Source organism: Pseudomonas sp. 05N432 (assembly GCF_056396945.1).
This window is the reverse complement of record NZ_JBFTMM010000002.1, coordinates 72770-92213: the sequence shown is the minus strand read 5'-3', so window position 1 is coordinate 92213 and position 19444 is coordinate 72770. Positions and strand designations below refer to the sequence as shown.

18 protein-coding genes are annotated in these 19444 nt (G+C 60.7%); 5 read left to right on the top strand and 13 right to left on the bottom strand.

All coding sequences use genetic code 11. The annotated features are described in order from the left end of the window. Positions 1-51: 51 nt before the first annotated feature. Together AC1DHT_RS02715 and AC1DHT_RS02710 are read left to right on the top strand one after the other, a co-directional pair. Positions 52-741 carry a DUF4197 domain-containing protein gene (locus AC1DHT_RS02715; protein WP_427541037.1) on the top strand — a complete coding sequence of 230 codons (690 nt, stop codon included), beginning with the start codon at positions 52-54 and terminating at the stop codon, positions 739-741. 663 nt (positions 742-1404) lie between these two features. Then, the gene (locus AC1DHT_RS02710) at positions 1405-1779 is read left to right on the top strand and encodes a DUF6124 family protein (RefSeq protein WP_427533458.1); all 375 of its coding nucleotides are present in this window, start codon (positions 1405-1407) and stop codon (positions 1777-1779) included. 58 nt (positions 1780-1837) lie between these two features. Here the strand turns inward: AC1DHT_RS02710 and AC1DHT_RS02705 are convergent, their stop codons facing one another. From AC1DHT_RS02705 to AC1DHT_RS02695, 3 genes are all read right to left on the bottom strand, one after another. Then, complete coding sequence (locus AC1DHT_RS02705; RefSeq protein ID WP_442114452.1) at positions 1838-3193, bottom strand: Fic family protein; 1356 nt, start codon at positions 3191-3193, stop codon at positions 1838-1840. A 181-nt stretch (positions 3194-3374) separates the two neighbouring features. Then, the gene (locus AC1DHT_RS02700) at positions 3375-6440 is read right to left on the bottom strand and encodes an efflux RND transporter permease subunit (protein ID WP_477761224.1); all 3066 of its coding nucleotides are present in this window, start codon (positions 6438-6440) and stop codon (positions 3375-3377) included. 6 nt (positions 6441-6446) lie between these two features. Continuing rightward, on the bottom strand, positions 6447-7535 hold the full coding sequence (locus AC1DHT_RS02695; RefSeq protein ID WP_427541046.1) for an efflux RND transporter periplasmic adaptor subunit: 1089 nt from the start codon (positions 7533-7535) through the stop codon (positions 6447-6449). A gap of 93 nt (positions 7536-7628) precedes the next feature. On the opposite strand from AC1DHT_RS02695, the gene AC1DHT_RS02690 reads away from it, so the two are divergent. Continuing rightward, a complete protein-coding gene (locus AC1DHT_RS02690) occupies positions 7629-8273 on the top strand; it encodes a TetR/AcrR family transcriptional regulator (RefSeq protein WP_427541049.1) in 645 nt (214 codons plus the stop codon). 125 nt (positions 8274-8398) lie between these two features. Here AC1DHT_RS02690 and AC1DHT_RS02685 read toward each other — a convergent pair whose 3' ends face one another. Next, entirely contained in the window at positions 8399-9181 is a 783-nt protein-coding gene (locus tag AC1DHT_RS02685; protein ID WP_103315531.1) for a class I SAM-dependent methyltransferase, read from the bottom strand. Between the two features lie 93 nt (positions 9182-9274). On the opposite strand from AC1DHT_RS02685, the gene AC1DHT_RS02680 reads away from it, so the two are divergent. Continuing rightward, positions 9275-9895: an energy transducer TonB gene (locus AC1DHT_RS02680; protein ID WP_427541052.1), complete on the top strand. Its 621-nt coding sequence runs from the start codon at positions 9275-9277 to the stop codon at positions 9893-9895. Between the two features lie 15 nt (positions 9896-9910). On the opposite strand, the gene AC1DHT_RS02675 is transcribed toward AC1DHT_RS02680, so the two are convergent. From AC1DHT_RS02675 to ppc, 7 genes are all read right to left on the bottom strand, one after another. Beyond that, positions 9911-10609, bottom strand: a complete 699-nt coding sequence (locus AC1DHT_RS02675) for an extensin-like domain-containing protein (RefSeq protein WP_427541055.1) — start codon at positions 10607-10609, stop codon at positions 9911-9913. A 16-nt stretch (positions 10610-10625) separates the two neighbouring features. Continuing rightward, complete coding sequence (locus tag AC1DHT_RS02670; protein ID WP_427541058.1) at positions 10626-11447, bottom strand: isocitrate lyase/PEP mutase family protein; 822 nt, start codon at positions 11445-11447, stop codon at positions 10626-10628. Between the two features lie 33 nt (positions 11448-11480). Beyond that, positions 11481-12341 (bottom strand): DUF72 domain-containing protein, encoded by an 861-nt coding sequence (locus tag AC1DHT_RS02665; RefSeq protein WP_427541060.1) that lies wholly within the window; start codon positions 12339-12341, stop codon positions 11481-11483. Continuing rightward, positions 12341-12649: a hypothetical protein gene (locus AC1DHT_RS02660; RefSeq protein ID WP_427541063.1), complete on the bottom strand. Its 309-nt coding sequence runs from the start codon at positions 12647-12649 to the stop codon at positions 12341-12343. Before AC1DHT_RS02660 ends, AC1DHT_RS02665 begins: the two co-directional genes overlap by 1 nt. A gap of 267 nt (positions 12650-12916) precedes the next feature. After that, positions 12917-13591, bottom strand: coding sequence for a tRNA (adenosine(37)-N6)-threonylcarbamoyltransferase complex dimerization subunit type 1 TsaB (gene tsaB / locus AC1DHT_RS02655; protein WP_427541066.1), 675 nt, complete (start codon positions 13589-13591; stop codon positions 12917-12919). Between the two features lie 93 nt (positions 13592-13684). Further along, positions 13685-14332 (bottom strand): adenylate kinase, encoded by a 648-nt coding sequence (gene adk / locus AC1DHT_RS02650; RefSeq protein ID WP_054595883.1) that lies wholly within the window; start codon positions 14330-14332, stop codon positions 13685-13687. 290 nt (positions 14333-14622) lie between these two features. Further along, positions 14623-17253, bottom strand: a complete 2631-nt coding sequence (gene ppc / locus AC1DHT_RS02645) for a phosphoenolpyruvate carboxylase (RefSeq protein WP_427541069.1) — start codon at positions 17251-17253, stop codon at positions 14623-14625. A 194-nt stretch (positions 17254-17447) separates the two neighbouring features. On the opposite strand from ppc, the gene AC1DHT_RS02640 reads away from it, so the two are divergent. Beyond that, positions 17448-17792, top strand: coding sequence for a hypothetical protein (locus tag AC1DHT_RS02640; protein ID WP_054595881.1), 345 nt, complete (start codon positions 17448-17450; stop codon positions 17790-17792). A gap of 156 nt (positions 17793-17948) precedes the next feature. On the opposite strand, the gene AC1DHT_RS02635 is transcribed toward AC1DHT_RS02640, so the two are convergent. Both AC1DHT_RS02635 and AC1DHT_RS02630 read right to left on the bottom strand, forming a co-directional pair. Then, entirely contained in the window at positions 17949-18275 is a 327-nt protein-coding gene (locus tag AC1DHT_RS02635; protein WP_427533443.1) for a PA3694 family proteiin, read from the bottom strand. Continuing rightward, positions 18272-19186, bottom strand: coding sequence for an alpha/beta hydrolase (locus tag AC1DHT_RS02630; RefSeq protein WP_427541208.1), 915 nt, complete (start codon positions 19184-19186; stop codon positions 18272-18274). The genes AC1DHT_RS02635 and AC1DHT_RS02630 overlap by 4 nt, the downstream gene beginning before the upstream one ends. Between the last annotated feature and the right edge of the window lie 258 nt (positions 19187-19444).

The following is a 19444-nucleotide window of genomic DNA, read 5'->3' as shown; positions in this document are numbered from 1 at the left end:
TTAAAGCCGTCCGCGGTCCGTTAATTGCTTTTATCGAACAAGGAAACTGCCATGCTCCGCTCTACCCTTCGCTTCGCCGGCCTCTGTGCTGGCCTGCTGATCTCCGCCAACGCGCTGGCCCTGTCGCTGGGCAGTCTTTCCCAGGGAGAAGCCTCGGGCGGTCTCAAGGACGCCCTGGCCCAAGGGGCCGTAGCGGCCGTCACCACGCTCGGCAAACCGGGCGGTTTCAGCAACAACCCTGAAGTAAAGATCGAACTGCCGGGCAAACTGGGCAAGGTCGCCAGCAAGATGAAACAGTTCGGCATGGGGGACCAGGTCGATCAACTGGAAACCAGCATGAACAAGGCGGCGGAAGCGGCCATGCCGCAGGCCCAGGCGCTGCTGGTGGATGCGGTGAAAAAGATGACCGTGACCGATGCCAAGGGCATCCTCACCGGCGGCAAGGATTCGGCCACCCAGTACCTGGACAAGACCAGCCGCGAACAAATCCGCGCCAAGTTCCTGCCGATCGTCAAACAAGCCACCGACCAGGTGGGCCTGGCCAAGCAGTACAACTCGTTCGCCAGCCAGGCGGCAACCTTCGGCGTGCTCGATGCCAAGAGTGCCAACGTTGAAGGCTACGTGACGGAAAAGGCCCTGGACGGCCTGTTCAAGATGATCGCCCAGAAGGAAGAAGGCATCCGCGCCAACCCGGCGGAAGCCGCGACCAGCCTGGCGAAGAAAGTCTTCGGCGCGCTGTAACCCTCCCCCCGCTGATCGTTCCCACGCGCGGGAACGATCAATACAAGCGGGCTTGCCTTAATGCCTGTAAGTCAAGGAATGTCAGCCTCGGCACATTCCCTGTAGCAGCTGGCGCAGCCTGCGTTAGGTCTGGGCCGCATCCGGACGAAGCGGTCGCAAATAGGCGATATGCGGTGTTCCTGAAAGGACGAAGTTTGCCATTTTGCGAGCGCTTCGCACTCGAACGCAGGCTTCGCCAGCTGCTACAGGGTCGCGTAACGGCTTGACTACGGGGATTAGGGCTTGCTCGCTCCCACATTAGRTTTGTGGTGTTTAATTGCRYGGCRACTGCRTTCGTCACAAGCCACAGCGTCTTGCGTTGCGCCCTACACCTACGCCAGAATCCGCCGGCTTGTGCGCTTGGGCACTGGGCTCTATCGTCTCCGGGTCGCTGAAAATCAGCGATCGGGTTTGGTAGCCCGGTTTTTTTCCAAGGCGCACAGCGCCGACATTTCCACACGGTGGGCGGTTTCTTTTGGCCTACTGTTTGTTATGGCGGCTGTGCGCAGGGCGCCTTCGGGCGCACCGGTTTCCTTGGTGGCCGGGCTACCAACCTGCGTTCAGTCGCCACCCTATTGGTTGGTAGCCCATAGGTTGCGACTCCGTACACTGAGGAGTTTCGCCATGTTCAAGCCCACACCCAATCCCCCCGAAGCCGACGCCGAAAGCGTGTCCCCCTACGCGTCCCTCGACTCGAAAGAACTCCACGCCGCCGCCCACCGGGCGCTCGATCATTACCTGCTGTTACCTGAAACCAAGAAGTTGCTGACCGACCGCCGGCCCAGCTGCATCTTCGTCATCGCCCCAGAGGTCGACAGCGAAACCCTGCTGGCCCACGCCTGCGAAACCCTGGCCTCGGCCAATGTCATGGCCAGCGACCTGGCGTTTGAACTCGACGGCCCCAAGCGCAACAGCGCACTGGCGATTCAGCAGATGGTGGCCCTGGCAGAACTGGCGGTGAACCGCGCGCTGGATAACGTTGATCAGCCAGAGACTTAACACCACCACCGCGTAGGAGCTGCCGCAGGCTGCGATTTTTTGATGTTTGGATCGCAGCCTACGACCAGTCCGTTTTGATGTGTGATGACTCGCGCAAAAAGAACACCCACTCACGGCCCATCTTTTTCTTCTCGAACAGCTTCAACTCAACCAAACCGTTCAAGGTCGTGGCCGCCGTGTTGTAGGAGCAATCCAGGTTTTCCTTCACATTGACCGCGGTGAATTCCTTGGCCCTGCCGCTCTTGGCAATCTGAAACAGCGTGCGCTGCTTCTCGGTCAACTGCTCGAAAAGCCCGGATTCCTCCAGCCAGCGATCAAAACCTTCGGCATCAACCAGGCTTTTTTGATAAGCCGCCGTGAACCCGGTCACGGCCCGCAAAATCACCGAACACTGGTAATCGATGAAGTACGTCAGGTCCAGCGCGTCGCTCTCGGTATGCACATAAGACCGACCGTACTTCACCGGCGCATTGCGCAGCAGAATGCTGATCGCGATGTAGCGAAATGCCGAGAAGTCATTCTTGAACATGAACCAGTAAAACAACGCCCGCGCCACCCGGCCATTGCCATCGCGAAACGGATGCTCGTAGCCCAGGGCAAAATGCAGGGCGATGGCCTTGATCATCGGGTGCACATAATCAACGCGTAGAGGGTCGTCGTGGGGCTGGTTGATCCAGCTCGCCAATCCATCGAGCCGAGCGCTGATGCCCGTGGATGGCGGCGGTGTATGAACGGTATGGCCTTCACCATCCTGTACCACGACCTGATCATTGCTGCGAAAAAGTCCCGGCGAATACAGCGCGTCATCAATGCCTTCGACACCGACACGATGCAGTTGCCGGATCAGTTCGACACTCAATGGCTCGTGACGCTTCTCCCAGGCGAAGATCATCATTTTGTAGTTGCCGATAACCATTCGCTCGTCCGGGGTACGCGGCAGGCGATTGCGCTTGAGCATGTCCTTGGCCACCAGCGTGGTGGTCGCGGCGCCCTCGAGCTGGCTGCTGCTGATGGCTTCGTCTTCGATCAGGTCATTGAGCAGGTAACTGAAATGCGCCGTCTCACCGATATGATGAGTCATGTATTCCAGCGCGGCGGTCGTGGCCTGACGATCAACCGTCGAGAGGGTTTTCTGTGCCAGCGGTGTCAGGACGAACTGGCCCCATTGGCTCGGCTCGCCCAGCGGCAACAAACGCACGTATTGCGCCACGCGGGCCTTTTTCACCAAGGCCCAGCATAAGGTCGGATCAAGACCGGGCGGCCAGCGAAAACGCAGATCATCGAACGGCAAGTAACGCCCCTGATCATCCAGCGGCTTGAGCAGTGCCAGATAGTCGACCAGCTTTTCCTTGTGAGGCGATTGGCCGAGTGCGTCGAAAAGACTCGGGTCTATGGCTGGAGGGCTTTTTATCATCGCTGTCTCAAAAACTCGAGAAACTGAGTTATGAGTACAACATAACGACGCCCATGTCTCAATATCAGCCAAAACTGAGATATCTGTAGGAGCAATGCTTGCTCGCGATGCAGGCGACGCGGTCGACCTGATGACCGCGTTGATGCCATCGCGAGCAAGCTTTGCTCCTACGGTTCCTGTGTCAAACCGGTTCTTTCTTGACCCTGAACCACGCCGCATACAGCGCCGGCAGGAACAGCAAGGTCAGCGCCGTCGCGACGATCAAGCCGCCCATGATCGCTACCGCCATCGGGCCGAAGAACACGCTGCGTGACAACGGAATCATCGCCAGCACGGCGGCCAGTGCAGTCAGCACGATAGGCCGGAAGCGCCGCACCGTGGCTTCGATGATCGCTTGCCAGGGTTTGAGCCCGGCGAGGATGTCCTGTTCGATCTGGTCGACCAGGATCACCGAGTTACGCATGATCATCCCCGACAGCGCGATGGTCCCGAGCATGGCCACGAAACCGAACGGCTGACGGAACACCATCAGGAACAAGGTGACACCGATCAATCCCAACGGCGCCGTCAGAAATACCATCGCCGTGCGTGAGAAGCTGCGCAGTTGCAGCATCAGCAAGGTCAGTACAACCACGATGAACAACGGCACACCGGCATTCACCGAATCCTGGCCACGGGTCGAGTCTTCTACCGTGCCGCCGACGTCCAGCAAATAACCGTCAGGCAATTCGGCGCGAATCGGCTCGAGTGTCGGAAGGATCTGCTTAACCAGGGTTGCCGGTTGCTCCTTGTCATAGATGTCGGCGCGAATCGTCACGTTTGGCAAGCGGTTGCGGTGCCAGATAATGCCTTCTTCGAAGCCGTATTCCAGGGTCGCCACCTGCGACAGCGCGACACTTTTGCCGTTGTCGGTCGGCACCGCCAGGCTCGACAGCCGCGACAGTTCGGTGCGTTCGTGCAAGGTGCCGCGCAAGAGGATCTCGATCAACTCGTTGTCTTCACGGTACTGGCTGACGCTGGAACCGGTCAGTGAGCTTTGCAAGAACCTCGACAGGTTTGCCGTGCTCACGCCCAAGGCTCGCGCGCGGTCCTGATCGACGTTCAGGTACACCACTTTGCTCGGCTCTTCCCAGTCCAGGTGCACGTTGACCACATGCGGGTTCTCACGCACCTTGGCCGCGACTTTACGTGCCAGGGCGCGGACTTCTTCAATGTGTTCGCCAGTGACCCGGAACTGCACCGGATACCCCACTGGCGGACCGTTTTCCAGGCGCGTGACCCGCGAGCGCAAGGCCGGGAATTGTTCGTTCAGGGTTTCGATCAGCCAGGTGCGCAGGCTTTCGCGCTCCTCGATGGTTTTTGCCAGGACCACAAATTGCGCGAAGCTCGCTGCCGGCAATTGCTGGTCCAGCGGCAGGTAAAAACGCGGCGAACCGGTGCCGACATAGGCGACATAGTTGTCGATGCCCGCGCGCTCCTTGAGCATCGCTTCCAGGCGCTTGACCTCCTCGTTGGTGTTGCTCAACGAGGCGCCTTCGGCCAGTTTCAGATCAACCATCAGTTCCAGGCGCCCAGAAGCCGGGAAGAACTGCTGCGGCACAAAACGGAACAGCAGCACCGAAGCCACAAACAGCAGGATGGTCAACGCAATCACGGTTTTGCGACGGCGCACGCACCACTCCACCAGACGCCGGACGCGTTGATAGAACGGCGTGCCATAAGGGTCCGGCTGACCGGCACCGTGTTTGGCGGCGTGAATTTTCGCCAGGTCCGGCAGGAGCTTTTCACCGAGATAGGGCACAAACATCACGGCGGCGACCCACGAGGCCAGCAACGCGATGGTCACCACCTGGAAGATCGAGCGGGTGTATTCACCGGTGCCGGATTGCGCGGTGGCAATCGGCAGGAAGCCGGCCGCGGTGATCAACGTCCCGGTGAGCATCGGGAAGGCGGTGCTGGTCCAGGCAAAGCTGGCAGCCTTGAGCCGGTCGTAGCCCTGCTCCATTTTGATCGCCATCATTTCCACGGCGATGATCGCGTCGTCCACCAGCAATCCCAAGGCGAGCACCAACGCGCCGAGAGAGATCTTGTGCAGGCCGATTCCGAGGTAATACATGCAGGCAAACGTCATTGCCAGCACCAGCGGAATCGCCAGGGCGACCACCATGCCAGTGCGCACACCGAGGGAGAAGAAGCTCACCAGCAAGACAATCGCCAACGCTTCTACCAGCACCTGGACGAACTCGCCGACGCTGCTTTTCACAGCGGCGGGCTGGTCGGAGACCTTGCGCAGTTGCATACCGGCCGGCAGGTTTTTCTGGATACGCTCGAACTCCAGCTCCAGCGCCTTGCCGAGCACCAGAATGTCGCCGCCATCCTTCATCGCCACGGCCAGGCCGATTGCGTTCTCGCCCATGAAGCGCATGCGCGGCGCCGGTGGATCGTTGAAGCCACGGCGCACGTCCGCCACATCGCCGATACGGAAGGTCCGGTCGCCGACACGGATCGGAAAATTCCTGATCTGCTCGACCGTCTGGAAATTGCCCGTCACCCGCAGTTGCAAACGCTCACTGGAGGTTTCAAAGAACCCGGCGTTGGACATTGCGTTCTGTTCTTCCAGCGCTTGCTGCACCGTGGCCAACGGCAATCCCAGGGTGGCGAGTTTGACGTTGGACAGTTCGATCCAGATCTTCTCGTCCTGCAGCCCGAGCAAGTCGACCTTGCCCACATCCTTGACCCGTTGCAGCTGGATCTGGATACGGTCGGCGTAATCCTTGAGCACCGCGTAATCGAAACCCTCGCCGGTCAGCGCATAGATATTGCCAAAGGTAGTGCCGAATTCATCGTTGAAGAACGGTCCCTGGATCCCCGGTGGCAAGGTCTGGCGGATGTCGCTGATCTTCTTGCGCACCTGATACCAGAGCTCGGGGATCTGCGCCGAATGCATCGAGTCCCGGGCCATGAAGGTCACCTGGGATTCACCGGGGCGAGAGAACGAAACAATCCGCTCGTACTCACCGGTTTCCATCAGCTTCTTTTCAATGCGCTCGGTGACTTGCCGCGAGACTTCCTGGGCCGTCGCGCCCGGCCAATTGGTCTTGATCACCATGGCTTTGAAGGTGAACGGCGGGTCTTCGCTCTGGCCCAGCTTGGTGTAGGACAACGCGCCGACGACCGCCAGCAAAATCATCAGGAACAGTACGATCTGGCGGTTATGCAGCGCCCATTCGGAAAGGTTGAAACGCATCGGGGATTACTCCTTGACCGCCAGATTGACCACGCGGTTGGAGCGATCCACCGGCCGTACTTGCTGACCCTCGTGGAGCACATGAACGCCAGCGGCTACCACCCAGTCGCTGGGGTTGAGGCCGTCAAGCACCGGCACGGTTTTCTCACCGAAGGCGCCGACACGAACCGGGGCCTTTTTCAGGGTGTTGTTGGCACCGACGACCCAGACGTACGTCGCGCCGTTTTCTGCGGTGAGCGCCGAGAGCGGCACCGACAGCGGCACCACGTCAGCCAGTTGAATGAATACCCGGGCGCTTTGGCCAAGCTCGGCCGGCACCTTGCCAGCGCTAAAGGTGATGCGCGCGGCAAAGGTCCGCGACTTTGGATCGGCGGCCGGCGACAGTTCACGAATGCTCCCGGCGAACCGCTGGTCTTGCTGGGTCCAGAGTTCAACGGTGACCGGCTGGCCCACCTTGAAACGGCCGAAGTTTTGCTCCGGCAGGCTGATCAGCACTTCACGCTCGCCGTCGGTGGCCAGGGTGAAGGCGGTTTGCCCGGCGGCCACCACTTGCCCGACTTCCACGGAGCGCTTGGCCACGACACCGTCATGCGGGGCGCGCAGCACGGCGTAGCTGGCCTGGTTGCTGGCCACGTCGAATTCGGCCTTGATCTGCTTGAGCCGTGCTTCGCCGGAGCGGTAGAGATTTTCAGAATTGTCGTACTGCGAGCGGCTGACCATCTGACGGTCCATCAGGGTCTTGTAGCGATCACGCTCGGCACGCACCAGGTTCAGGTTGGCCTCAGCGGCAGCAACCTGCGCTCGGGTCGCTTCCAGTTGCAGGCGCACGTCCTGGGGATCGAGTTCTGCCAGCGGCTGGTTGGCCTTGACCCGCTCACCTTCCTCGACCAGTCGTCGGCTGACCTTGCCACCAATACGGAAGGCCAGGTCTGGCTCGTAACGCGCGCGAACTTCGCCGGGATAGCTGTCCATCGCCTGCGCGGAAGGCTCTGGCTGAACCACCATGGCCGGACGCACGGTGACTTGCGCCGGCTCTTCATGGCCGCACGCAGACAACAAGAACGCCAGGCTGACTGGCAAGGCATAGCGGAACATGGTGAACGACCTTTCGCTAATGGAGCTTGGAATATTTATACTGGCCGGCATGTTATTAATAGCAAACTCACCAGTCCAGTATTAAAGCGAAAAATGTCCAACAATCTTCCTGCACCCAACGGCCCCGGCCGCCCGAAGGATCTCGCCAAGCGCCAGGCGATCCTCGAGGCGGCAAAGCGTCTTTTTCTAAGCAATGGTTACGCAAGCACCAGCATGGACGCGGTGGCGGCTGAGGCCGGAGTATCAAAGCTGACCGTTTACAGTCACTTCAACGACAAGGAGACGCTGTTCTCCTCTGCCGTGATGGCCAAATGCGAAGAGCAATTGCCCACGCTGTTCTTCGAACTGCCCGACGGCATGCCGATCGAGAACGTGCTGTTGAACATCGCCCGAGGCTTTCATCTACTGATCAACAGCGATGAATCGGTGAACCTGCATCGCCTGATCATGACGCTGGGGAGTCAGGACCCGAAACTCTCGCTGATCTTCTTCGAGGCAGGTCCGCAGCGGATGTTGCAGGGCATGGAGCGCTTGCTGACGAAGATCGACCAGATCGGCGCCTTGAGCATCGACAAACCGCTGAATGCCGCCGAGCACTTCTTCTGCCTGCTCAAAGGCGCGGCGAATTTCCGCTTGCTCTACGGCTGCGGCGAACCCTTGACCGGGGACGCGGCCGAGGCTCACATACAGGAAGTGGTGGGGTTGTTTATGCGGGCGTATCGGCCGGATTCGGTCTGATAGATAGGTAGCGTCTGGGCGGACGCTATCGCGAGCAGGCTCGCTCCCACATTAGGCCAACGTCTTTAAATAAGAACGCGGTCAACTGTGGGAGCGAGCCTGCTCGCGATGGGAGCAACACGGTCTTAAGGCTTGAGCGCTTTCTTGGGGTAGATGTCGTAGCGGCTGGATTTGCCGTCCAGCGCATGGCTCGGCTTCGGCCCTTCGATGCAGGGCGCCTTGCGCGGGCGTTTGACCACCACCCGGTGGCTGGCCAGTGCAAGTGCGGCTGCGAGCAGTGCCGGTGCGTCCGGGTCATCGCCTACCAACGGGCGAAACAGGCGCATTTCCTTCTTCACCAACGCGGTTTTCTCACGATGCGGGAACATCGGGTCGAGGTAGATCACCTGCGGCGGCTCACCTTCCCAATTGCGCATCAACTCGATCGAGTTGCCCTTGAGCAAGGTCATCCGCGCCACAATCGGCGCCACCTCAAAATCTTCCGCCGCGCGGGCCAGACCGTCTTCGAGCAACGCGCCAATCAACGGCTGACGCTCGATCAGGCTCATTTCACAGCCAAGACTGGCCAATACAAAACCATCCTTGCCCAGCCCTGCCGTCGCATCCAGTACCTTTGGCCGCACGCCTTGAGCGACACCGACAGCCTTGGCGATCATCTGGCCGCTGCCACCACCGTACAACCGGCGATGGGCCGCGCCGCCCTCGACGAAGTCCACCCGCACCGGGCCCGGTGCGTCCGGGCCGAGCTGTTGCAGCTGCAAACCATGCTCACCCACTTGCAATGCAAACTCGGCATCGTCCAGCAGCAACGGCAAGTTCAATCGCTCGGCCCAGTGCTCGGCGCGAGCCTGAAACGCTTCGGCCAGGGCCTGGACTTTGATACGGCTGGCCGCGGGTTGCTCACTCATCAGAAAACACACTCAAAAAATTAATGATCGGCAAAAACGGCCGATAACAAAACTATCGAGCATTTTGCCAGAGCTGAGCGTCGACCGAGAGAAATGTCAGACATTCAACGCACATCAGTAGGCTACATCTCGCCCCACGGCGATTATGGCCTGCGTAATTCCCAAGCACTGAGCGGCGTCAGTCACCTGTGGCAGGATTTTTTTGCCCAGGCACTGGCCGAGCATTTGGGCGATGCTGCACCGGAGCCTGGCAATTACACCCCCGTCGCCATCGATGGCCCGGTCGAACCGACCGTTGGCGCGGAATTGCTCGAACACATCGTCACGCAGCGCACCTGCGACGTGAAGGACACCGAAGTCCGTCCGCCTGAGCCGCTGTTCCTGCCGATTGCCGAGTTCGAAATGGACCTGGCCGATAAACCATTCCCGCCGTTCCCGCCGCAAGAAATTCTCGCGCAACAGAAGCAACAAGACTTCGAAAGCGCCTGGGTGCGCCCGATCGTCCTGGCTGCCGGTCAGCCATTGCCCGCGCCAGGCCCGGCACCGCAACCGCGTCCGTTGCATCTGCCGATTGCCGAGTTCGAACTCGATCTGCTGGATAAACCGGCAACCCCTTACCCGCATGAAGAGTTGGTCGAGCAACAGAAGCAATTCGACTTCGATAACGGCTGGGCCCGCCCGATCGTCCTGCAAAACCTGCGCATCGCCGCCTGAGCCTCAACTTCAGCCTCAGCGACACACCCACCACGGCCCGACATCCAGATGAAAATGGTTGCGATGAGCGGTGTTGTAGTCCGGGCTCAACACCACGCTGAACATGTCACACGCGCCATCGCGAACCTTGCGTAGAAAACGCGCATCGTCATTGTCCTTCGGCCAGTCCCGCAGCACGCTGATACTGCGCCCGTCCGCCAGGCGAAAGCCGGCGATATCCAGTGCATCGGCCGTCGCGTGCTGGCTGCGCGAGCCGTTTTCGAGGTTGTACATGTTGCGGCAGGCAAAACTGCCGAGGTGATCGACCCGCGCTACCGCCTGCCCATACATGGCCTGCGCCGCCGGTTGCAGGGCATGCCGCTCGAACAGCACAAACGCCACCGCCAGCGGGCAACTGGCGAGGAAGCTGCTGCTCAGCGCCACCTCGCCGCCCTGCACGCGCAGGGTGTTGTTCAGCGGGCAATCGACGTCCGGGTTGCTGTCGGCCTGGCGGCTGTACTTCAACCCGGCACCGTTGAGCACCTGGTCGCAGAGTTCAGGGTTATCGCGCAGTCTCATCAATTTGAAGCGGGTCAGCAGGTTCGGCGTGGCCCGGACATCCAGCGGCGCCCAAGGGTTCCAGGCCGCCGGCAACGGCAGCCAACCGCGCCAGACACCCACCAGCAACCCGCCCATCACCAACACCACCGCCAACAGCACTTTCAGAAACCGCACGACAACTCCCTGTGGGTCAGCCTTTGAACAGTTGATTGATCTGCCCGAACGGCAGCGCGCGGTCGGCAAAATCGAAGGTGCCGTGCGACTGAATTTCCTGAGCGGCCTGATAGAACGCACCGTAGGCGGCACGGGCCATGGCCGAGCCGACGCTGATCCGTTTGACGCCCATTTCACTGAGCTGCGCAACGTTCAACTTGAGACCGCCGGACATCAGCACATTGACCGGTTTCGGCGCCACGGCGCGGACCACCGCCAGTATCTCTTCAGCGTTGCGCAGGCCCGGCGCATACAGCACATCGGCGCCCGCCTCGGCAAAGGCCTGCAAGCGGCGAATGGTGTCGTCCAGGTCCGGATTACCGTGCAGGTAATTCTCGGCACGCGCGGTCAGGGTGAACGGGAACGGCAAACTGCGCGCCGCCGCAACGGCCGCCTCGATCCGCGCGACGGCGTGTTCAAAGCAGTAAATCGGGCCGTCTTCACGGCCGGTAGCGTCTTCGATCGAGCCACCGACCGCGCCGGCAGCGGCGGCACGCAGCAGGCTCCCGGCGGACTCTTGCGGGCTGTCGGCAAAACCGTTTTCCAGATCGACTGCGACCGGCAGATCGCTCGCGGCGACAATCGCCCGAACGTTGACCAGTGTCTCTTCGAGTTTGACCGCGCCATCCGGGCGGCCCAGCGAAAAAGCATAGCCAGCACTGGTGGTTGCCAGCGCCTGGTAACCCAGGCCGGCCAGCATTTTTGCCGAACCGGCGTCCCACGGGTTGGGGATCACAAAAGCTCCGGCACCTTCGTGTAAGGCCTTGAAGGCCTGAGCTTTAAGGGTTTGCACATCCATTGGCTCACTCCTGCAGAAGGGAAAGACCCGTCGTCAGAGCAACCCAAGCTGCTCGGCGGCGGGTTCTCTGTATAGCTCAGGCAGCGCCGGCAAGCCAGGCAAACGCGCCATCAACCGAGTATGAAAGCGTTGCGCCAACGCGGCGGCCAGCAGGTTGTCGGCGGTGTGCAGGAAGATGTACGGCGTGCGGCCCTCCTCGATCCATTCGGCGATTTTCTCGACCCACGGCGTCAGGAACGTATCGTTGGCTTCAAGCAGCGGATGACCGATGAAACGCACCTGCGGGAATTGAGTAAAAGCCGCCGGACGCGGTGGCACCTTGGGCTTTTTCGATTGCGCATGAAGCACTGAAGGTTCAGTCGACGTGCAACTGAACAGCGCCCGTGGATCAAGGCAAATGCGCTCCACACCACGATCCAGCAACAGCCGATTGAGCCTGCGCTCGGCATCGCCTTTGGCGAAGAAGTCCCGATGCCGCACTTCAACGGCCAACGGCCGCTGCACCCCATCGATAAACCCGGCCAGCTCGCCCAGCCGTTGCGGGGTAAAGGCTGCCGACAGTTGCAACCAGAGCGGTGAAACCCGCTCACCGAGCGGGCTGAGCAATTGCACGAAGGTTTCGGCGGCGCTCAGTTGCTCGCGCAGGTCGCCGCCATAGCTGATGTCGCCGGGGAATTTGGCGGTAAAACGAAAGGTTTCGGGCATCGTCTGCGCCCAGCGCTCTACCGTCGCCGGCGCAGGGCGTGCGTAGAACGTGGTGTTGCCTTCAACGGCGTTGAACACCTGTGAGTACAGGCCGAGAAATTCATTAGGGCGGGCGTTTTGCGGATACAGGTACTCGCGCCAGGCGTTTTCGCTCCAGGACGGGCAACCGAGGTAATAAGGCAACCGCATCAGATGTGCAGGTCGAGACCCAGCACTTCCATATCCCAATCGACGAAAGCTGCGGTACTCAGATAGCTGGCCAGGGCCATCGCCACGCTTTTGCTCATGGCACGGTGGTAGATCATGTCCTGCTGACGGGCGGGAAGATTGCTCAGGCGTTGCGCAGAAGCCTTGGCGGCGCGGGCGGCCAGTTGCTCCTCAGAAGGAAACTCCTGCTCGCCATCGATATCCTCGAGGGACTCGTCCACCGACACATCGCCTTTGCGTGGCTTGCGCTTGATGGGGTAGGACTGAGAGGCAAAGCCGTCTATGCGCATAGTTACAAACTCGCTATCGATGATGGCAATTTAGCGGCACTTACCGGTGTGCGCAAATTCCCAAGTGATAACTAGAGCACAGAAACCGGAAAAGGTTTAAAAGCGCGCGTTAGAAACTGACCATTGGCCGGGATTGGAATGCTGATGGTGGGAAGCGTGTTCAACCCTGTGGGAGCGAGCCTGCTCGCGAAGACGGTTTCACATTCAACAGTGATGTTGACTGACACACCGCTTTCGCGAGCAGGCTCGCTCCCACATTACTGCGGATTACCGGGCTTTGGGAGTTGCCACTTTGTCGCGCAGGTAAACCGGCTGCGCGTCGTCCGCCGGGATGCCTTCGCCGCGTTCCCAGGCAAAACGGGCCAGGGTCAGCAAGTCTTCGGCGTGAGGCAACATGCTGGCATCCTGGCCGATCAGGTTGACCGCGATGCGCTCGCCATAGCCCCAACCGGTACCCGCGCCGAACCAGTCGCCCGAGGCCTCTGCCGGCAATGCCGCGACTTCTGGCGGCAACACCGCCTCAGCCCCCACCAGCCGCATTTCGCCGGCGGTTTCGCGGTAGCACCCCCAATAGACTTCATCCATCCGCGCATCGATGGCCGCCGCGACCTGATGTGCACCGTGCTCGCGCAATGCGCGCTGCGCCAGTACCCCCAGGTTGGACACCGGCAACACCGGACGATCCAGCGCAAATGCCAGGCCCTGAACCACGCCAATGGCGATTCGCACGCCAGTGAACGCACCCGGGCCGCGACCAAAGGCAATCGCATCGACCGCTTGCAAGGTGGTGCCTGCATCCGCCAGCAACTGCTGGATCATCGGCAACAACTTCTGCGCATGCAGGCGCGGGATCACCTCGTAATGACTCGTGACCTTGCCGTCATGCAGCAAGGCAACGGAGCAAGCTTCAGTCGCGGTGTCCAGGGCCAGCAAGGTGCTCATCGATGTTTCCGTAAAGAAAGTTGGAAAAAGTGCGCCAGTATAAACAACAACGGCCCGCAAGCGGGCCGTTGTAGGTAAAGCAAATCAGCTTTCTCAGCTCAGCGCTTCAAGCACCTTGCCGGTGATCGCTTCAACCGAACCGACGCCTGCAATGTGGCTGTACTTCGGCTTGCCTTGGGCAGCCGACAGTTGCTGGTAGAAATCCACCAGTGGCTTGGTCTGGGAATGGTAGACCGACAGACGATGACGCACGGTTTCTTCAGTGTCGTCTTTACGCTGCACCAGCGCTTCGCCGGTGACGTCGTCCTGGCCCGCGACTTTCGGCGGGTTGTAGACGGTGTGGTAAACGCGGCCGCTGGCTTCGTGTACACGACGACCGGCGATACGCTGGACGATTTCCTCGTCATCAACGGCGATTTCAACCACGTGATCCAGTTCTACACCGGCATCGACCAGGGCTTCAGCCTGAGGAATGGTGCGCGGGAAACCGTCGAACAGGAAGCCGTTGGCGCAATCAGGCTGGGCGATACGATCCTTGACCAGTGCGATGATCAGGTCGTCGGAGACCAGGCCGCCTGCGTCCATGATGCTCTTGGCTTTAATGCCCAGCTCGGTGCCGGCCTTGACGGCAGCACGCAGCATGTCGCCGGTGGAGATCTGTGGAATAGCGAATTTTTCAGTGATGAACTTAGCCTGAGTACCTTTACCGGCCCCGGGAGCTCCCAGCAGAATGACGCGCATCGATGTGCTCCTCAATTTCTTATTTAGATAACGATCGGATTTGCCGCGTGGGGCCAATCTCAAAAATAGGGTCGTGGGCCGCCCAAACGGCCAAAGGCTGATCAAGATACACAGCAGGCCCTGACCACACAAGCCGCCGAAAGTCGGAGCAACCCGTGCCTGTTACGCCCTGGCGAGGAGGCGATCCAAGTCGCAACCCCATAACAAAGTGTCGCCTGACAAGTGCGACCGGCCCCCGCGGACCGGTCGCTTGTCGCAGTAATATTGCCTGCGACACTCCGCAAAATACCTTAGCCGGTATTCCGTAAACCGGCGGCAATCCCCGCCACAGACACCAGCAACGCTTGCTCCACCGGGCTGCCCTGCACCACATCCGGCTGTCGCGAGCGAGCCAGGAGTTCAGCCTGCAATAGATGTAGCGGATCGAGGTAGGTGTTGCGCAAACGGATGAACTCCAGGGTGTCAGGGCTATGTGCCAGCAGCTGCGACTGACCGGTCAAGCCAAGGACCACGGCACACGCCTGCGACAATAGGTCGCGTAAATGCGCACCCAAAGGTAGCAAATCAGGCGTAACCAATCGCTCGTCGTAGGACTGGGCGATGTCCGCGTCAGCCTTGGCCAGCACCATCTCCAGCATGTCGATGCGCGTGCGGAAGAACGGCCACTGCTCACGCATCTGCGCCAGCAACTCGCCCTCACCGCGCGCCAAGGCGTTGCTCAACGCCGCTTCCCAACCGAGCCAGGCCGGCAGCATCAGGCGGGTCTGGGTCCAGCCGAAGATCCACGGAATCGCCCGCAGGCTTTCGATCCCGCCAGCACGACGCTTGGCCGGACGGCTGCCGAGCGGCAAGCGCCCCAGTTCCTGCTCGGGGGTGGACTGACGGAAATACTCGACGAACTGCGGATTCTCCCGCACCACGGCGCGATAAGCGCTGACGCCATCGGCCGCCAATTCGTCCATCAGGCCGCGCCACGCGGGTTCCGGCGGTGGCGGCGGCAACAGCGTTGCTTCGAGCACCGCCGCCAGATACAGGTTGAGGTTTTGCTCAGCGATGTCCGGCAGACCGAATTTGAACCGAATCATTTCCCCTTGCTCGGTGGTGCGGAAACGCCCGGCCACCGACCCCGGTGGCTGCGACAGAATCGCCGCATGCGCCGGGCCACCGCCACGGCCTACGGTGCCGCCGCGACCATGGAACAACAGCAGCTCGACTTGTTGCTCGCGGCAGATATCCACCAGGCGCTCTTGCGCCCGGTACTGAGCCCAGGCCGCTGCCGTGGTGCCGGCGTCCTTGGCCGAGTCGGAATAGCCGATCATCACTTCCTGCGGGCCCTGCAACCGCGAGCGGTAACCTGGCAACAGCAACAGCTTTTCGATCACCGGGCCGGCGTTATCAAGGTCAGCCAGGGTTTCGAACAGCGGCACGACGCGCATGGGTCGCAACACGCCAGATTCTTTAAGCAGCAGTTGCACGGCGAGCACGTCCGACGCGGCACCCGCCATGGAGATCACATACGAGCCGAGCGACGCCGCCGGCGCCGCTGCGATTTCACGACACGTCGCCAGGACTTCGGCGGTGTCGGCCGAAGGTTTGAAATAGGCCGGCAGGAGTGGCCGACGATTGTTCAGCTCGCTCATCAGGAAGCTGATGCGCGCTTCCTCGTCCCAGTCTTCATAGCGACCGAGCCCAAGGTAGTCGGTGATTTCGGTCATCGCCGACGCATGCCGCGACGAGTCCTGGCGCACGTCCAGTCGCACCAGGAACAGGCCGAACGTCACTGCCCGACGCAGGCAATCAAGCAACGGGCCGTCGGCGATCACGCCCATGCCGCATTCATGCAGCGACTGATAGCACAGCTCCAGCGGATCCAGCAGCTCACGGTTGTTTTGCAGCACATCGGCCGGCGCCGGGGTGCTTGCGGTCAAGGATGCCTGCGCCCAGTTACGGGTCGCGCGCAGGCGTTCACGCAGCTGTTTAAGCACTGCACGGTAAGGTTCGGCGCTGTCCCCAGCCTTGGCTCTCAACTCGGTGCTGGCCTGCTGCATCGACAACTCGGCGGCCAGTTGATCGACATCGCGCAGGTAAAGGTCGGCCGCCATCCAGCGCGCCAATAGCAAGACCTCACGGGTCACCTCGGCGGTGACGTTCGGGTTGCCATCACGGTCGCCGCCCATCCACGAGGCGAAGCGAATCGGCGCTGCCTCCAGCGGCAAGTGCAGACCGGTGGCCGCGTGCAGGGCCTGGTCGGCCTTGCGCAGGTAGTTGGGAATCGCCTGCCACAGCGAATGCTCGATCACCGCAAAGCCCCACTTGGCTTCATCGACCGGGGTTGGCCGGGTGCGGCGAATTTCTTCGGTGTGCCAGGCTTCGGCGATCAGGCGCTGCAAGGTCGACTTGATCTGCTCGCGCTCGGCGCGGGTCAGGTCACGGTGATCCAGCGCCGCCAGTTGCGCGGCGATGGCATCATATTTCTGGATCAAGGTCCGGCGGGCGACTTCAGTCGGGTGCGCCGTCAGCACCAGCTCGATTTCCAACCGCCCCAATTGCCGCGCCAGCGCGTCGCTGCCATGTCCTTCAGCCCGCAGGCGGGCGAGCAGTTCGGGCAACACCCGCGCCTCGAACGGTGCCGGTTGGGACTCTTCGCGGCGGTGAATCAACTGATATTGCTCGGCGATGTTCGCCAGGTTCAGGAACTGGTTGAACGCTCGCGCCACTGGCAGCAGTTCATCTTCAGTCAACTGGTTGAGACTGGCGCGCAGTTCAGCGTCGGTCGAGCCACGACGGTCCGCCTTGGCACCCTTGCGGATCAGCTCGATCTTGTCGAGAAAGCCATCCCCGTACTGCTCACGAATGGTGTTGCCCAACAACTCACCCAGCAGGTGAACATCCTCGCGCAAGCGTGCATCGATATCAGTCATCAGCAGTTCTCCAGCGAATGGCGGTCGACTCCAAGAGTGCCGTCCACAGCGGGTTCTTACAAGTCAGACGACAAATCGACGGTAAATCCCGAAGGTTGGGGCTAGTCTGAAGAATAAGCCGTACAAAGGCTTGCCACCGGCCACGGCCGGACACTCATCTCCCCTGCCACCCGCAGGTGCCTATTGAGGTCATTATGAAAATCCGTGAGCTAGCCCAACATTGGGAAGAAACCGCCAAAGGCCGTTTGACCAAGACCGGCTACACCATTCACCTGGACGTCGAAGCCGCGGCGCGGTTGGCGGCGCTTACCGAGATGTACCCCAAACGCCACCCCGAAGAACTGCTGGGCGAACTGATCGGGGCCGCCCTGGAAGAGCTCGAAGCGAGTTTCCCTTACATCAAGGGTCAGCATGTGGTCGCAACCGATGAGGAAGGCGACCCGCTCTACGAAGACGTTGGCCCGACACCGCGTTTTCTCGAATTGTCGCGGCGCCATCTGCATGATTTATCGGCGCAGAACGGCAAGCAAAAACACTGAGGACCTGTGGCGAGGGAGCTTGCTCCCGCCGGGACCCGCAGCAGTCGTAACTCGACTGAGGTGGTCTATCTGAAACAACGAGGTGACAGCTTTCAGGCCTGCTTCGCAGGCCAGCGGGAGCAAGCTCCCTCGCCACAAAGGTTCACGTCGCCGGGATTACTGTTCGAGCTGCGGCGTTTCCTGCCCCATGCAACGCACGGCCTTCTTCTTGTTGTTGACCAGCACGCCGGTCAGGCCTTTCTGTTCGGTGTCGAACAGCACCAGCACGCCATCGACACACTGGGCGACTTGCGCGGCCGGCTCCAGGGAGACCTTGTAGTCTTCGCCCGGTACGGTCTTGAGCATGGTGAAGTCGTTGAGCAGCAACGCGTCTTCCGGTTTGGCGAAGTGCAGGTAGCCGTAGTACCACAAGGCCCCGACCGTGCCGAGGATGCTGCAGATACCGGTGATGATCAGCGGGATGGCGTTACGTTCTTCACTCATTGCGGACTCTCTGGAGGTTCAACTTCTGAATTCGGGGGTGCCGGGTAATTGGGCGTTTCGCCCAGGCGGCGCAGACCGTTGAAATGCTGCGGGTCATCGAGGTAACGCAGCATGACAGTGCGCCAGGTCGGGACGCTGAAGGTCCGCACGTGCCCGCCTCGGGTCAGTTGCAGAACCCTGGGCGCGGGCGCAGCTTGATACAGTCGGATGCCATTGGAAAGAGGCACGAGCGGATCGTCGATACTGTGGAAGATCAGTTTTGGCACGCCATTGAGCTGCGGCATGGCGTAGATCGCGCTGTCGGCGTCCGGCACCAGCCAGGACAACGGCACCTGAAACGGCCAGGTCATCCACGACGAACTCAGTGCGTACCGCCCGACATCCCGGTAACTGGCCGGCACACTGTCGAGGACCAGAGCCTTGAGCCGGGGCTGACGCTCGGGGTGTTCAGCCAGATAATGCACGACCAGCGCACCGCCAAGGCTCTGGCCCAGGACGATCAACGGTTTGCCCTGAACTTCTGGCGCCTGGTCCAGCCATTTGAATGCAGCGTCGATGTCCTGATAGATAGCAGGAAGGCCGGGTTTACCCTGCGACAGCCCATAGCCGCGATAGTCCACCAGCAGCACCTGGTAACCCTGCTTCGGTAGCCACCAACTGGCCCCCAGATGCCCGGCGAGATTTCCACCATTGCCGTGCAAGTGCAGCACCGTGCCCTTGACCGCTACGCCTTTTTTGGCCGGCAGCCACCAACCGTTGAGTTTCACGCCGTCGGCGGTGGTCAAGGTGACGTCACGGTATTCAAGCCCGGCCTTTTGCGGGGTAAACGGCAGGCCGGGATCGGGGTAGAACAGCAAGGAGCTGCAACCGCCGAGGGTCAGGAGAAGGCAAAGGATGCCGAGGACTTTCATCCGTTGAAACTCCGCAATGAAGGTGAAAAATTCCGCTGCCATTCAGATCATCGGCATCGTGGTCTGCGGCAACTCACAGGGAATCGCATTCCAGCGCAGGTGCTGCCGCTGGCTGCGATTTTTTGCATTCGGTTTTCCGAACGCGACCCATCAGTCGATTCGGTTAACCGGATTATCGAGTCCTGAATCCAACCCTATAAATATTAAATATCTTTTAAAATCAATAAGTTAACTTATTAATTCTGGACTGGCACGACT

What these genes read in the sequence shown, in the direction of transcription:
- AC1DHT_RS02710 (WP_427533458.1), top strand. Translation starts at nt 1,405, where the DNA reads ATGTTCAAGCCCACACCCAATCCCCCCGAAGCCGACGCCGAAAGCGTG.
- AC1DHT_RS02715 (WP_427541037.1), top strand. Translation starts at nt 52, where the DNA reads ATGCTCCGCTCTACCCTTCGCTTCGCCGGCCTCTGTGCTGGCCTGCTG.
- AC1DHT_RS02700 (WP_477761224.1), bottom strand. Translation starts at nt 6,440, where the DNA reads ATGCGTTTCAACCTTTCCGAATGGGCGCTGCATAACCGCCAGATCGTA.
- AC1DHT_RS02670 (WP_427541058.1), bottom strand. Translation starts at nt 11,447, where the DNA reads ATGGATGTGCAAACCCTTAAAGCTCAGGCCTTCAAGGCCTTACACGAA.
- adk (WP_054595883.1), bottom strand. Translation starts at nt 14,332, where the DNA reads ATGCGCGTCATTCTGCTGGGAGCTCCCGGGGCCGGTAAAGGTACTCAG.
- AC1DHT_RS02680 (WP_427541052.1), top strand. Translation starts at nt 9,275, where the DNA reads ATGTCAGACATTCAACGCACATCAGTAGGCTACATCTCGCCCCACGGC.
- AC1DHT_RS02640 (WP_054595881.1), top strand. Translation starts at nt 17,448, where the DNA reads ATGAAAATCCGTGAGCTAGCCCAACATTGGGAAGAAACCGCCAAAGGC.
- AC1DHT_RS02690 (WP_427541049.1), top strand. Translation starts at nt 7,629, where the DNA reads ATGTCCAACAATCTTCCTGCACCCAACGGCCCCGGCCGCCCGAAGGAT.
- AC1DHT_RS02685 (WP_103315531.1), bottom strand. Translation starts at nt 9,181, where the DNA reads ATGAGTGAGCAACCCGCGGCCAGCCGTATCAAAGTCCAGGCCCTGGCC.
- AC1DHT_RS02665 (WP_427541060.1), bottom strand. Translation starts at nt 12,341, where the DNA reads ATGCGGTTGCCTTATTACCTCGGTTGCCCGTCCTGGAGCGAAAACGCC.
- AC1DHT_RS02705 (WP_442114452.1), bottom strand. Translation starts at nt 3,193, where the DNA reads ATGATAAAAAGCCCTCCAGCCATAGACCCGAGTCTTTTCGACGCACTC.
- ppc (WP_427541069.1), bottom strand. Translation starts at nt 17,253, where the DNA reads ATGACTGATATCGATGCACGCTTGCGCGAGGATGTTCACCTGCTGGGT.
- AC1DHT_RS02635 (WP_427533443.1), bottom strand. Translation starts at nt 18,275, where the DNA reads ATGAGTGAAGAACGTAACGCCATCCCGCTGATCATCACCGGTATCTGC.
- AC1DHT_RS02660 (WP_427541063.1), bottom strand. Translation starts at nt 12,649, where the DNA reads ATGCGCATAGACGGCTTTGCCTCTCAGTCCTACCCCATCAAGCGCAAG.
- AC1DHT_RS02630 (WP_427541208.1), bottom strand. Translation starts at nt 19,186, where the DNA reads ATGAAAGTCCTCGGCATCCTTTGCCTTCTCCTGACCCTCGGCGGTTGC.
- AC1DHT_RS02695 (WP_427541046.1), bottom strand. Translation starts at nt 7,535, where the DNA reads ATGTTCCGCTATGCCTTGCCAGTCAGCCTGGCGTTCTTGTTGTCTGCG.
- tsaB (WP_427541066.1), bottom strand. Translation starts at nt 13,591, where the DNA reads ATGAGCACCTTGCTGGCCCTGGACACCGCGACTGAAGCTTGCTCCGTT.